This is a genomic window from Aeromonas lusitana, assembly GCF_002812985.1.
GTDB lineage: Bacteria > Pseudomonadota > Gammaproteobacteria > Enterobacterales > Aeromonadaceae > Aeromonas > Aeromonas lusitana.
The window spans coordinates 44,527-58,362 of the sequence record NZ_PGCP01000022.1; the positions used below are offsets into that span (position 1 = coordinate 44,527).

8 protein-coding genes are annotated in these 13,836 nt (G+C 62.0%); 3 read left to right on the plus strand and 5 right to left on the minus strand.

The annotated features are described in order from the left end of the window. Positions 1-76 precede the first annotated feature (76 nt). The 3 genes from CUC44_RS14275 to CUC44_RS14285 all read right to left on the minus strand — a co-directional run bounded on the left by CUC44_RS14275 (position 77) and on the right by CUC44_RS14285 (position 7,029). Positions 77-1,642, minus strand: a complete 1,566-nt coding sequence (locus CUC44_RS14275) for an EAL domain-containing protein (RefSeq protein WP_100860581.1) — start codon at positions 1,640-1,642, stop codon at positions 77-79. A 245-nt stretch (positions 1,643-1,887) separates the two neighbouring features. Next, entirely contained in the window at positions 1,888-4,485 is a 2,598-nt protein-coding gene (gene acnB / locus CUC44_RS14280; RefSeq protein ID WP_100860700.1) for a bifunctional aconitate hydratase 2/2-methylisocitrate dehydratase, read from the minus strand. 228 nt (positions 4,486-4,713) lie between these two features. Continuing rightward, positions 4,714-7,029 (minus strand): patatin-like phospholipase family protein, encoded by a 2,316-nt coding sequence (locus CUC44_RS14285; protein WP_100860582.1) that lies wholly within the window; start codon positions 7,027-7,029, stop codon positions 4,714-4,716. Positions 7,030-7,293: 264 nt separating this feature from the next. Between CUC44_RS14285 and CUC44_RS14290 the strand changes: the two genes are divergently transcribed. From CUC44_RS14290 to CUC44_RS14300, 3 genes are all read left to right on the plus strand, one after another. Then, a complete protein-coding gene (locus tag CUC44_RS14290) occupies positions 7,294-9,204 on the plus strand; it encodes a methyl-accepting chemotaxis protein (RefSeq protein WP_100860583.1) in 1,911 nt (636 codons plus the stop codon). Between the two features lie 131 nt (positions 9,205-9,335). Then, a complete protein-coding gene (locus tag CUC44_RS14295) occupies positions 9,336-10,982 on the plus strand; it encodes a methyl-accepting chemotaxis protein (protein WP_100860584.1) in 1,647 nt (548 codons plus the stop codon). A gap of 132 nt (positions 10,983-11,114) precedes the next feature. After that, the gene (locus CUC44_RS14300) at positions 11,115-11,297 is read left to right on the plus strand and encodes a hypothetical protein (protein ID WP_100860585.1); all 183 of its coding nucleotides are present in this window, start codon (positions 11,115-11,117) and stop codon (positions 11,295-11,297) included. Here CUC44_RS14300 and CUC44_RS14305 read toward each other — a convergent pair. Together CUC44_RS14305 and lpdA are read right to left on the minus strand one after the other, a co-directional pair. Beyond that, entirely contained in the window at positions 11,294-12,250 is a 957-nt protein-coding gene (locus tag CUC44_RS14305; RefSeq protein ID WP_100860701.1) for a GGDEF domain-containing protein, read from the minus strand. The genes CUC44_RS14300 and CUC44_RS14305 overlap by 4 nt on opposite strands. Before the next feature lie 125 nt (positions 12,251-12,375). Beyond that, complete coding sequence (gene lpdA, locus CUC44_RS14310) at positions 12,376-13,803, minus strand: dihydrolipoyl dehydrogenase (protein WP_100860586.1); 1,428 nt, start codon at positions 13,801-13,803, stop codon at positions 12,376-12,378. Positions 13,804-13,836: the final 33 nt, after the last annotated feature.

Below are 13,836 nucleotides of genomic sequence, written 5' to 3' on the forward strand. Positions count from 1 at the left end.
AACCAAACCAGTCTGGAGAGGCGGGAGCCAGCCAACGACATGCCAGCGCTGGCACTGACTCCCGCCAGCTCTGCCCTCAGCCGCGCATTGGCTGCGCCGTCACCTCCTGCGGCAATCGCTCGTTGCAGAACTGCCGCAGCGGGACCGGATGGCCAAACAGGTAGCCTTGCAGATAGTCGACCCCCTTGCCTCGCAGATACTCCGCCTGCGCCTGGGTCTCGACCCCTTCGGCCACCAGCGCCAGACCCAGTCGGGTGCCGAGATCGATGACGTTGTCGACTATGTGCTCGGACAGGGACTCTGTCCCTATCTTGCTGATAAACGACTGATCTATCTTGAGATAATCCACATGGAACTGCTGCAGATAGAGCAGGCTGGAGTGACCCGTGCCGAAGTCATCGATGGCAAGCAGGACCCCCATGTCGTCCAGCCCCTTGAACAGCGCCAGGGTAGTGGGGGTCGCCACCAGCAGCTCCCGCTCGGTCAGCTCCAGCACCAGCACCAGCTGCCCTGGGGGGAAGTGATCGAGGAAGGCGCGGCACTCCGCCAGCAGGGAGAGATCCCGGCAGTGCACGGCGCTGATGTTGAAGCCGATATGAAACCCGGTCGGTAGCCGCTGCTGCCACTGACTCAGCTGCTGGGCCACCGTCTGCATCAACAACTGGGTCATGGGCACTATGATGCCGCTCTCTTCCGCCTGGGGAATGAACAAGTCCGGGCGGACAAGGCCCGAGCTAGGGTGCTGCCAGCGCATCAGCACCTCGGCCCCCAGTACCTTGCCATCAATACTGCTCACCAGGGGTTGCAGATAGGGCACGAACTCCCTGGCCCGCAGCGCCCGTTTCAGCTCCCCTTCCATGGATCGCGGGCGGCCCAGCAACCACCACACCAACAGGGCGATAGATAAGGAAAAGCCCAGCAGCATCAATATGGTCAGATGGCGGACCTGCCACAGGGCCCGCCAGACCGAAGGAATGTCCATGCCGGCATACAAGGAGAGGGGGTAGCGGCTCGACTTGAGATCATAGGTGGCCAGGGTCGGCAGCTTGGGGTCTCGCACCATCAGCTCCCCCTGGTGATTCAGCCAGTTGTTGCCCACGTTGAGCAGCACTTCCCCCCGCGCCGGCGCGCTCAGGGTCAGCATGATCTTGATGTATTCCCTGTCTATGGTGCTGAGCACGGCGCCATGCTCGGCGCTGCTGCGCACCGCCAGCACGGGATGACGCGGCAACACAGGGTTACCGGGCAGCAGACGCAGCAGGCCGTTGCTGTAGCCGACGCTATCGTCGAGCCAGTTCACCTTTCCCAGCAGGGAGTTGCAATAGACGCCATTGTCGACGACGAGGTTGGTGGTTCGCACGAAGGGCGCCAGCACGACACGCTTGCGCATGGTGAACAGCGCCGCCTCACAGGGGTAGTTGAGCAAGGGGAACATGTTGCGGTTGTTCTCCTCTGCGTGATCCAGCATGAGTTCTATCAGGGTCAGCGCCCTGCCGGCCGCAGACTCAGACTGTTTGCTTAACGTATTCAAGTAGTTGGTATGCAATTCCCATAACCCGAGCGAGACGGGCAGCGCGAAAACCAGGGCGGCGCAGAGCAGGCGCCAGCATGGCCGGGAGGCGTCAAATCCAAAAAGCAGCATAGGTGACCATATCCATGAAGAAACGAGGAATGCCCTGTCCCCATCAACAACGCCGCACGGGGCATGACCAGGGGCGCAGCATCATATAGCGCTCCCCTGCCCCATCTCTGGTGCAAGATCAGTTTTTGATCAAAGAGGTGAAAAATGAGGCGCACCCTCTTCCCATGAATAACCGCCTTTGGCACATAAGAAAGCCCCGGCCAGGGCCGGGGCTTGTTAGTAGATTGGCGTTGCCAGTCTGGCGCTTATACCGCTTGCTGCAGGATCACTTCATCGGCCTTCTTGGTGTAGGAGGCGATTTCGTTGAAGTTCAGGTAGCGATAGGTGTCGGCAGCCGTCGCGTCCAGGGTCTTGGCGTACTGCAGGTACTCAGCCACTGTCGGGATCTTGCCGGTGATGGCGGCAACCGCAGCCAGCTCGGCAGAGGCCAGGTAGACGTTGGCGCCCTTGCCCAGACGGTTCGGGAAGTTACGGGTGGAGGTGGAAACCACAGAGGCCCCTTCCGCGACCCGTGCCTGGTTGCCCATGCAGAGGGAACAGCCCGGGATCTCGATGCGGGCACCGACCCGGCCGAAGATGCCGTAGTAACCCTCTTCGGTCAGCTGATCCTTATCCATCTTGGTCGGCGGCGCGATCCACATGCGGGTCGGCAGCTCGCCCTGGTACTTCTCGAGCAGCTTGCCGGCGGCGCGGAAGTGACCGATGTTGGTCATGCAGGAACCGATGAACACCTCGTCAATCGTGGCACCCTGGACCGAGCTCAGCAGACGGGCATCGTCCGGATCGTTCGGCGCACACAGGATGGGCTCCTTGATATCGGCGAGGTCGATCTCGATGATCTCGGCGTACTCGGCATCCTTGTCCGCTTCCATCAGCACAGGATTGGCCAACCACTCTTCCATCCCCTTGATACGACGAGTGATGGTGCGCACGTCGCCATAGCCTTCGGACAGCATCCATTTCAGCATGACGATGTTGGACTTGAGGTACTCGGTGATCGGTTCCTTATCCAGCTTGATGGTGCAACCGGCGGCGGAGCGCTCGGCGCTGGCATCGGCCAGTTCGAACGCCTGCTCCACCTTCAGGGTCGGCAGACCTTCGATCTCGAGGATGCGGCCGGAGAAGATGTTCTTCTTGCCTGCCTTCTCGACGGTCAACAGCCCCTTCTGGATGGCGGCATAAGGGATGGCATGGACCAGGTCACGCAAGGTGATGCCGGGTTGCAGCTCGCCCTTGAAGCGCACCAGCACGGATTCCGGCATGTCCAGCGGCATCACGCCGGTGGCGGCGGCAAACGCCACCAGACCGGAGCCCGCCGGGAAGGAGATCCCGATGGGGAAACGGGTGTGAGAGTCACCACCGGTACCCACGGTATCCGGCAGCAGCATGCGGTTCAGCCAGGAGTGGATGACGCCATCGCCCGGACGCAGGGAGACGCCGCCGCGGTTCATGATGAAGTCCGGCAGGGTGTGGTGAGTCTGCACGTCGATGGGCTTCGGATAAGCCGCAGTGTGGCAGAAGGACTGCATGGTCAGGTCGGCGGAGAAACCGAGGCAGGCCAGGTCTTTGAGTTCATCACGGGTCATGGGGCCCGTGGTGTCTTGGGAGCCGACCGTGGTCATCTTGGGCTCGCAGTAGGTGCCGGGACGAATGCCCGTCACGCCGCACGCCTTGCCCACCATCTTCTGGGCCAGGGTGTAACCCTTGCCGGTATCGGCCACCGGCTGCGGGCGACGGAACACGGTGGAGAACGGCAGACCCAGGGCTTCGCGGGCCTTGTCGGTCAGGCCGCGGCCGATGATCAGCGGAATACGGCCACCGGCGCGCACCTCGTCGATCAGCACTTCGGTCTTGAGTTCAAACTGGGCCAGTACCTCGTCGGTGCCGTGGCGCTTGATCTTGCCCTCGTAGGGGAAGATGTCGATCACATCGCCCATGGCCAGCTTGGCCACATCCACTTCGATGGGCAGGGCGCCGGCATCTTCCATGGTGTTGAAGAAGATGGGGGCGATTTTGCCGCCGAGGCAAACGCCGCCGGCGCGCTTGTTCGGCACATGGGGAATGTCGTCACCCATGAACCAGAGCACAGAGTTGGTCGCGGATTTGCGGGAGGAGCCGGTACCGACCACGTCACCGACGTAGGCCAGCGGGAAACCGGTCTGCTTGAGTTCTTCGATGAGCTTGACGGGACCGATGACGCCATCCTTGTCCGGGGTGATGCCGGGACGAGCCATCTTCAGCATGGCCAGGGCATGGAGCGGGATGTCGGGACGGGACCAGGCATCCGGTGCCGGTGACAGGTCGTCGGTGTTGGTCTCACCGGTCACCTTGAATACTGTGACGGTGATCTTCTCGGCCAGGGCCGGGCGGTTCAGGAACCAGTCGGCATCGGCCCAGGATTGCAGCACCTGCTGGGCGTGGGCATTGCCCGCCTTGGCCTTCTCTTCCACGTCGTGGAAGGAGTCAAACATCAGCAGGGTGTGGGAGAGGCCCTTGGCAGCAAGAGGGGCCAGTTGGGCGTCGTCCAGCAGATCGATCAGCGGCTGGATGTTGTAGCCACCCTGCATGGTGCCGAGCAGTTCAACCGCTTCGGCCGCAGTCAGGATCGGGGAGTGGGCCTCACCCTTGGCGATGGCGGTGAGAAAGCCGGCCTTCACATAGGCAGCTTCATCAACACCAGGGGGAATACGGGAGGACAACAGCTCTTTCAGAAAATCATGTTCACCGGCGGGCGGGTTCTTGAGAAGCTCAACCAGGGCGGCGACTTGCTCTGCATCCAGAGGTTTGGCGACTACGCCCTCGGCGGCACGTTCTGCGACGTGTTTACGGTAGGTTTCAAGCACGACTAATTCCTCTTTGGTCTTTTTTTTGGGTTCGCCCAAGCTCGCGGCGATCGTCCTTGCGGGACACCCGTAGGGTGCCCCCCACTATATAAGTTTTAACGACTAATTAAAATCCAAACCCTGTACGCTTATTCGCCAAATCAACATAAGCATCTAAAGCAATTCAGGTTTTTTAAAACCACAAAAAATGCACGACTCCTGATTTAACAAAACATCATCATTTCGGCATTATTCGAACGTGGTGCCCAGCTGCAGGTAGAACATGTCATGCCCCCCCTCCGCCATGCCGTAGCCGAGGAAGATGGGACCGAGGAAGCTTTCCACCCCCATATAGACGGAGCCAGCGGTGTAGGAGTTCTCCAGGCTGATCTCCTCGCCACTATCCCAGACGTTGCCTTGCTCGAGGGAGCCACCGAGGAACAGGGGCGCCTTGAAGGCGCCGAAGTCGTTATCCGCCACCCGATAGATGTAGCGCAGGCCACCGAACAGGCTGTAACGCCCGCTCAACTGGTAGTGCTGGAAGCCGGACAAACGGAACAGGCCCCCCAGATCCTGCACATACAGGGGCACCTCCTCCTCTGAGCTGGAACCGCCCCCTTCCAGCATCAGGTTGATGCTATGCCGTCCCCAGGACCAGGGCTTGATCATCGCCAGATGATAATTGAGCCCCTCGCTGTTCTCGGTCGACCCGTCATTGGAATCCAGCCTGACATGGGTGTAGCCCCCCTTGATGTCCCAGTAGATCCCCTCATAGGGGAAATAGCGGCTGTCGAGGGTGTCGTGTTCGAAGCGCACATAAGGGCCCCAGGCGGTAGCATCCATATCCGTATTCGTCAGGTTCTGGAAATCGATGCTCCCCACCTGGCCTTCCAGGCCCAAGGAGAGCCGACTCCAGGGCTGGCGATTCCAGCCGAGCGCTAGATCCACGCTGGTGAAGCTGTACTCCGAGTCCAGGTAGCTGACGCTGGCATTGGAGCTGGATGCCTTCACCTCCTCTTCTGTGAAGAAGACCCGGCGCTGGGTTTTGTCGTAGGCCAGACTCGCCTCGCCGAAGTAGGTCTGGGACGGCTCGAGTGGCGTGTAGAAGTCGGTCTTGAGGTGTTTGGCCGTGCCAAGGGATGCCTCGGTCAGCCACTCACCGCCCCAGTCATTGACGTTGGTGAGGGTGTAGGACATGCCGACGTTGTAGTTGGAATTGCTCTCGAAATCATCGGAGAAGCCGAGCTGGAAGTTGAGATAACCCGGCCCCCAGTTCTTCTCGCTGGCATTGACCACCAGCACGTTCTCGCCGCCCCGCTCCTCGACCTCATAGGTGATGCGATCGAACGACTCCAGGGCGTAGAGGCGACGGATCCCCGCTTCCAGGCTCTCATAGGTCTGCACCTTGTCCGGCCGCACCTTCAACATGGCGCGCACCGTCTCGTCAGACAGGCGCGACTTGTTGATGATCTCCACCTTGTCGATGTAATAGGCGGGCTGACCGCTGCGCTCGGCGCGGCGGCTCAGCTTCTGGTTACGGTAGTCGGCGTAGGCGGCGGGAGAGAGGGAGAGCACATCGAGCTGGCTGGAGGCCCGCATGGCCACCTGTTCCCCTATCTTGATCCCATCCGGCATGAGGGCAAAATCGGCGATACCCATGCTGCCAAACTCCGGGCTCAGCAGCACATCCTTCGGCCCCAGCAGGGCTTTCTGCTTCTCTGTCCCGACCTGGGTCATATAGGTGGTGAGCTGGTCTATCATGGCCAGCCCGGACTTCAGGGACTCGCGAGTGCGCAGCTTGGCGCTGATGTCGACGGCAATGACGATGTCGGCACCCATGGCCTTGGCCACGTCCACCGGCATGTTGTTGACCGTGCCGCCATCGGCCAGGATCCGCCCCTCCCAATCCACCGGTTTGAGGGCGCCGGGAATGGACATGGAGGCCTGCATCGCCTTGGCCAGGCTGCCGTGATCCAGCACGAAGGGGGTCACCGTCTCCATGTCGGTGGCCATGGCGCGATAAGGAATGGGCAGGTTGTCGAAGCTCTTTTGCACCGGCAGGTTGGAGGTGGCGTGGCGCAGTAGACTGGCCATGGACTGGCCCTGGAAGAAGCCATCGGGCAACTGGGTCTGATCCCCATTGATGCCGATGTCGGTGCGCAGCTGGTACTTCTCGCTCTGCTGCTTCTTGCGCAGGGAGAGTTCGTCGCGGCCGACCTTGTCCTGGTAGCCCTTGTTCCAATCGATGGAGAGGGTCATCCGCTCCACCTCCTCGGCGCTGAGCCCCATGGCGTACATGCCCGCCACATAGGCCCCCATGCTGGTGCCCACTACGATATCCACCGGAATGCGCTTCTCTTCCAGCGCCTTGAGCACCCCGATATGGGCCGCCCCCTTGGCCCCGCCGCCGCTCAGTACCAGCGCTATTCTGGGGCGGTCCATCTTGGTGCCACCACCCTGCGCCTTGGCGCCATCCGGGCTCTGGGTCTGCGCCGCCACAATGAATGGCAGAGTCGCCAGCAACAGCATTAGCAGGTGGGTCCATCCCCGGGGAAAGGTGCGCATATGAGTGTCCATTGATCCAGTGCGAGCCGAGTGAGCCGTGATGCCCACTGTCAGATGAGGAACTGTAACCGCAACTGACTGTGCTGGCGAGATTTCATCAAGATCCGTCGCACTGGCGGGCTCGCGCCAACGGGCACCAATCCAGTCCCGGCAAGCTGTGAGCGCAAACGTTAATCGCCAATAAACCCCATCCCCACCTCAAGGGAGCCACTCCTCGGCCGCTAATATGAGCTCAACCTTTGGCCCACACTCCTGAGTCACCCTATGTTTGCAAGCCTGACACTCAAACAGAAAATTCTGGCCACCATCATCCTGGCCGTGGCGCTCTCCTGCCTGCTGGTGGGCTACTTCAGCCAGCGATCGGCCCAACAGTTGATCGAGGCGCGCATGTTCGAGCAGGAGCTGCCGAACCTGACCCAGCGCATCGGCAAGGAGATCGAAAAGGATCTCACCTCGGTCGCCGGCGCCGCCAAGCAGCTGGCCAACGATCGCTTCGTGCTGGATTGGGTCGCCCGTGGCATGCCCAAGGAGCAGGAGTCCATCCTCATCAGCCAGCTCAAAGACATGACGGCCCAGTATGGCCTGGTCACCGCCTCCTTCGCCGACCGGCAGAGCGCCGCCTACTACAACCAGGATGGCTTCCTGCGCGTCCTGAATCATGAGCAGGACAACTGGTTCTACGACTACACCAAGAGCCAGCAAGACCTGATGCTCAGCATCTTTCGCGAGAGCAATGGCGAGGTGAAGCTGTTCGTCAACTTCCAGCAGCTCAACGGTCGCGGCCTGGCGGGACTCGCCAAATCCCTCGACAGCATGGTCAGCATGCTCGCCAACTTCCGCATAGGGGACAGTGGCTTCGTGTTCATGACTGACAGCAGCGGCAAGGTGAAGCTGCACCCGGATGCCGCCCGCATCGATCGCGACAGCCTGGCCCAGCTCGCGGGCCCGGGCGCCGGCAGCCTGCTGACCAAGCAGCCCTTTGCCGCCACCCACGCCGAGGTGGACGGTCAGGCCGTAGTGCTGGCCACCAGCTATATTCCGCTGCTCGACTGGTATCTGGTGGCCCAGGTGCCGGAAGCCGAGATCTATGCCGAGCTCAATAACGCCCGACTGCATATCCTGCTGGTGAGCCTGGCCATCGCCGTCGGCATGGGGTTGCTCGGGGTCGTACTGGCAGGCTCCGTCAGCCGTCCCCTCAACGAACTCGCTCGCCTGTTCCGGGAACTCGGCAGCGGTGACGGGGATCTGACCCAGCGCCTCAAGGTGGAAGGACGGGACGAGCTGAGCCAGGTCGCCACCGGTTTCAACAACTTCGTCGCCAAGATCCACGGCTCCATCGAACAGGTGGCCAGTAACTCCCGCCAGCTGGCGGCCACCGCCAACGAGGTGGCGGCCAAGGCCCAGCTGACTCAGCACAATTGCACCGCCCAGCGGGATCGCACCGTGCAGGTGGCCACCGCCATCCACGAGATGGGGGCCACCGTCGGCGAGATAGCCGGCAATGCGTCCCTCGCGGCCGACGTCGCCAAGCAGGCCAACGAGCAGGCCGATGCGGGGGCCCTGGTAGTCGCCCAGGCTCGCCACGGCATCGTCGGACTGTCCGATGAGATAGAGCAGGTCGCCGGTGTCATCGAGTCACTTGCCAGCCAGACCGACTCCATCGGCAGCATACTCGACACCATCCGCAGCATCTCGGAGCAGACCAATCTGCTGGCGCTCAACGCCGCCATCGAAGCCGCCCGCGCCGGCGAGCAGGGCCGCGGCTTCGCCGTGGTGGCCGACGAGGTACGCAACCTCGCCAGCCGCTCCGCCGCCTCCACCGCCGAGATCCAGACCATGATCAACAGCCTGCAGGAGCAGAGCGCCCGCGCCGTCAGCGCCATGGCCCAGGGTCGCAACCAGAGTCAGGCCGTGGTCAGCCAGGCCGACGAGGCCAATGCGGCCCTCGGTCAGATCACCGGTCATATCACCCAGATCAGCGACATGAACATCCAGGTCGCCACCGCCACCGAGGAGCAGTCCAGCGTGGTCGGCGAGATCAACCGCAACGTGGAGGACATCAACCAGCTGACCATGGAGACCGCCGATATCGCCCACCAGCTGACGGCGTCCAGCCGCAGCCTGCAGCAGCTCTCCGGCGAGCTCGACAAGCTGGTCGGCAACTTCCGGTTGTAACCCACAAAAGAGCGCCAAGGCGCTCTTTTGTTACCGGGCCCGCATGGATTGCGGACCCGGCCATGACAGTGAACTGTCATGACAAGCCGCTAGATTAGCGACCAACCCCATAGCGATAACAAGGAGTCATTATGCTGGCAGGCAAGCTCACCCTCAAAAATCAACTCATCCTGGCGGTCACCGTGCCCTGCCTCGCCCTGCTGCTGGTTGGCGCCGCCAGCCTGCGCAGCATGGGTCACATCAAGCAACAGGCCGACGAGTTGTTCCAGAATACGGCCACCCCCATGCGGGCCATGGCGGAAGTGGCCTCCCGCATTCCACGCATGCGGGTCGGCATCGACATGATGCTGCTGCAAGATACCTCACTGCGAGACGAGAAAGGGGTGCTGACCCGGGTCAAGGAGACCCGAGAGGAAGATATTCCCGAGATGCGCCAGGCCATGGAGCAGGCGGTCAGGGCTCAGGTCGACCCTGCCGCCCGTGCCGAGGCGCAGACCCTGCTAGATCAGTTCACCCAGATGGAGCGCGATGAGCTGACCCCCATGCTGCAGGCGCTGGCGGATAATCGGATGGATGAGGCTCGCGCCCTCTATCGGGATCGCTACAGCCAGAGCTATGGCGTCATGCGCAAAGGAGCCAACGCCCTGCTCGATGGACTGATCCTGCAGGCGCAGCAACGCAACGAGCTAAGCGAGAGCAGCTATGGCAGCGGCCGCAACCAGATGATCGGCATCATAGCCGTCACCCTCGCCATCTCGCTGCTCGTCTCGACCCTTATCCTGATCGGACTGCGCCGCCGGGTCTCCTTCCTGCAGCAGCACATCGGCGATGTGGCGCGCCACCTGGCGCTGGACAGCAGTGCCAGCCTCAGCGGCAAGGATGAGCTGGCCGAGATAGGTCGCAGCTTCAACCAGTTCGTGGCCCGCATTCACGGCGCCATCGAGCAGGTGGCCAACAACTCCAGGCAGGTGGCCGCTACCGCCAATGACCTCGCCGCCAAGGCCCAGCTGACCCAGCACAACTGCACCGCCCAGCGGGATCGCACCGTGCAGGTCGCCACCGCCATCCACGAGATGGGGGCCACCGTCGGCGAGATAGCGGGCAATGCGTCCCTCGCAGCCGATGTGGCCAAGCAGGCCAACGAACAGGCCGATGCGGGGGCCCTTGTAGTCGCCCAGGCTCGCCACGGCATAGTGGGGCTGTCGGACGAGATTGAGCAGGTCGCCGGCGTCATCGAGTCACTTGCCAGCCAGACCGACTCCATCGGCAGCATACTCGACACCATTCGCAGCATCTCGGAGCAGACCAATCTGCTGGCGCTGAACGCCGCCATCGAGGCTGCCCGTGCCGGCGAGCAGGGCCGCGGCTTCGCCGTGGTGGCCGACGAGGTACGCAACCTCGCCAGCCGCTCCGCCGCCTCCACCGCCGAGATCCAGACCATGATCAACAGCCTGCAGGAGCAGAGCGCCCGCGCCGTCAGCGCCATGGCCCAGGGTCGCAACCAGAGTCAGGCGGTAGTCAGCCAGGCCGACGAGGCCAATGAGGCGCTCGGCCAGATCACGGGTCACATCACCCAGATCAGCGACATGAACATCCAGGTCGCCACCGCTACCGAGGAGCAGTCAAGCGTGGTGGGCGAGATCAACCGCAACGTGGAGGACATCAACCAGCTGACCATGGAGACCGCCGACATAGCGCACCAGCTGACGGCCTCCAGCCGCAGCCTGCAGCAGCTCTCCGGCGAGCTCGACAAGCTGGTCGGCAACTTCCGGCTATAAAGCTGTTCATCCATCGAGAGGGCGCCACGGCGCCCTCTTTCGCATCCACGGCAAGCCGTGACGCACCGGGCCGAAAGCGCCTCCATTCGCTCATGAAAATGCCTCATAATCATGAAAATAAGAGGAGGTTTTATGGGCAAGTTGATGGTGATGATATTGCTGGGGGGGCTGCTCAGCGCCTGCAGCAGCGGACCGGTGCGGGTACACGGCGCCGACGTCAGTGTGGACGATACCAGGATCCGGGTCAGCGATGGCGACCGCGGGGGGTATGGAACCTTCTGCCCACCGGGGCAGGCGAAAAAAGGGCGCTGTTAGCGCCTTTTTTTATGGTCGTACATCTGCTTGTCCGCCTGTTGCAGCAGTGACTCCAGATCCGGCGGCAGCCGCGGATCATAGTGGGCTACCCCGGTGGAGCAGAGCAGTTGGTAAGGCTTGCCCTCCTCCCGATTGAAACTCACCAGCGCCCCCTCGAAGCGGGCCAGCACGCTGGACACCAGCTCGGGGCCCATCCCCGGCAACAGCACCACGAACTCATCCCCCCCGAGCCGCGCGAAGATGTCTGCGTTGCGAAACACCCTGGACAGCAGAGCCGCCATCTGACGCAGGGCATCGTCCCCCGCCTCGTGCCCCAGGGTATCGTTGATCTCCTTGAAGCGATTGAGATCGAGGAACAACAGGCTCGCCTCCCGCCCCTGCCGATGGGAGAGCTGCAGACACTTTTGCCCCAGCATAATGAAGCCGCGGCGATTGGTGATGCCGGTCAGCTCATCCAGGATCGCCAGCTGGATGGCGGCCAGCTCATGCTCCACCATGCCTGCCAGATCCGTCAGCAGGGTCCGCTCACGTTCACCCAACTGGCGCGGCTTGCGATCGATGAGGCAGAGGGTACCCACCTTGTGGCCCCCTGCGATCTGCAGGGGGCAACCGGCATAGAAACGGATGTGGGGAGCTCCCAGCACCAGCGGATTGTCGGCGAAGCGCAGATCCCGGGTCGCGTCCTCCACCACGAAGATCCCCTCCCCCAGGATCGCATGACCGCAGAAGGATATGTCACGGGGCGTCTCCTGCGCATCCAGGCCGCAGCGGGACTTGAACCACTGCCGCTCCTCGTCCACCAGAGAGATGAGGGAGATGGGCACCTCGAACATGTTGCGCGCCATCCGGGTGATGCGATCGAAGCGCTCCTCCGCCGTAGAATCCAGGATGGCGAGGCGGCGCAAGCCATCGAGGCGCTGCTGTTCGTATTCGGGAATGAGGGGTGCTTGCATGGGCGGATCTGTGGTGGACAGGATTGGTCCCAGCATAGCAAACAGCCTCGAACAAATCTCTTTCATCATGGAAAAACAAAAAAGCCGCTCATGAGAGCGGCTTTTTATCGGCAGGAAGAAGGGACTTATTTCTTCTTCTTGGCCTTGGCGTTCGGCAGATCCGTGATGGAGCCTTCGTACACTTCGGCAGCCAGGCCCACGGACTCGTGCAGAGTCGGGTGAGCGTGGATGGTCAGCGCCAGATCTTCGGCGTCGGCACCCATCTCGATGGCCAGACCGATCTCGCCCAGCAACTCACCACCGTTGGTACCCACGATGGCACCACCGATGACACGGTGAGTGTCCTTGTCGAAGATCAGCTTGGTCATGCCGTCGGAGCAATCGGACGCGATGGCGCGGCCGGAAGCAGCCCAGGGGAAGGTGGCGACTTCGAAGTTCAGGCCCTGTTGCTTGGCTTCCTTCTCGGTCAGACCAACCCAGGCCATCTCTGGCTCTGTGTAGGCGATGGACGGGATCACTTTCGGGTCGAAGTAGTGCTTCTTGCCGGCGATGACTTCGGCCGCTACGTGACCTTCGTGCACCCCCTTGTGGGCCAGCATCGGCTGACCGACGATGTCACCGATGGCGTGGATGTGAGCCACGTTGGTACGCAGCTGCTTGTCCACCTCGATGAAACCGCGCTCGGTCACGATGACGCCAGCCTTCTCGGCATCCATCAGCTTGCCGTTCGGCACACGGCCAACGGCGACCAGCACGTTGTCGTAACGTACCGGCTCGGCCGGGGCGTGCTTGCCTTCGTAGGAGACGTACAGGCCGTCTGCACGAGCTTCAACTGCGGTGACCTTGGTCTCCAGCATGATGTTGAATTTCTTGGCAACGCGCTTGGTGTAGATCTTGACGATGTCTTTGTCGGCAGCCGGAACCAGCTGATCGGCAAATTCCACCACGTCGATCTCGGAACCCAGGGAGGAGTACACGGTACCCATCTCCAGGCCGATGATGCCGCCACCGATGACCAGCAGCTTGCCCGGTACGGTAGTCAGTTCCAGCGCATCGGTAGAGTCCCATACGCGCGGATCTTCATGAGGGATGAAGGGCAGCTTCACCGGGCGGGAACCCGCGGCGATGATGGCGTTGTCGAAGGTGACAGTAGTCTTGCCGTCGGCACCTTCCACTTCCAGCGTGTTCGGGCCGGTGAACTTGCCGAAGCCGTTCACAACCTGGACTTTACGCATCTTGGCCATGCCAGCCAGACCACCGGTCAGCTGGTTGATGACCTTCTCTTTCCACAGACGCACCTTGTCGATATCGGTCTGCGGGGCACCGAAGACGATGCCGTGCTCGGCCAGCGCCTTGGCTTCTTCGATCACTTTGGCAACGTGCAGCAGCGCCTTGGACGGGATGCAGCCCACGTTCAGGCAGACGCCACCCAGGGTGGAGTAACGCTCGACGATAATGGTATCCAGACCCAAATCAGCGGCGCGGAAAGCAGCGGAATAACCGGCAGGGCCAGCACCCAGTACTACGACCTGGGTTTTGATTTCTTTACTCATCATGACCTCTTTGTCGTTCTATATCCCCGGACA

Excerpts from the sequence above, each read along its gene's own strand:
- CUC44_RS14285 (WP_100860582.1), bottom strand. The coding sequence starts at position 7,029 with ATGCGCACCTTTCCCCGGGGATGGACCCACCTGCTAATGCTGTTGCTG.
- CUC44_RS14275 (WP_100860581.1), bottom strand. The coding sequence starts at position 1,642 with ATGCTGCTTTTTGGATTTGACGCCTCCCGGCCATGCTGGCGCCTGCTC.
- CUC44_RS14290 (WP_100860583.1), top strand. The coding sequence starts at position 7,294 with ATGTTTGCAAGCCTGACACTCAAACAGAAAATTCTGGCCACCATCATC.
- CUC44_RS14305 (WP_100860701.1), bottom strand. The coding sequence starts at position 12,250 with ATGCAAGCACCCCTCATTCCCGAATACGAACAGCAGCGCCTCGATGGC.
- CUC44_RS14300 (WP_100860585.1), top strand. The coding sequence starts at position 11,115 with ATGGGCAAGTTGATGGTGATGATATTGCTGGGGGGGCTGCTCAGCGCC.
- lpdA (WP_100860586.1), bottom strand. The coding sequence starts at position 13,803 with ATGAGTAAAGAAATCAAAACCCAGGTCGTAGTACTGGGTGCTGGCCCT.
- CUC44_RS14295 (WP_100860584.1), top strand. The coding sequence starts at position 9,336 with ATGCTGGCAGGCAAGCTCACCCTCAAAAATCAACTCATCCTGGCGGTC.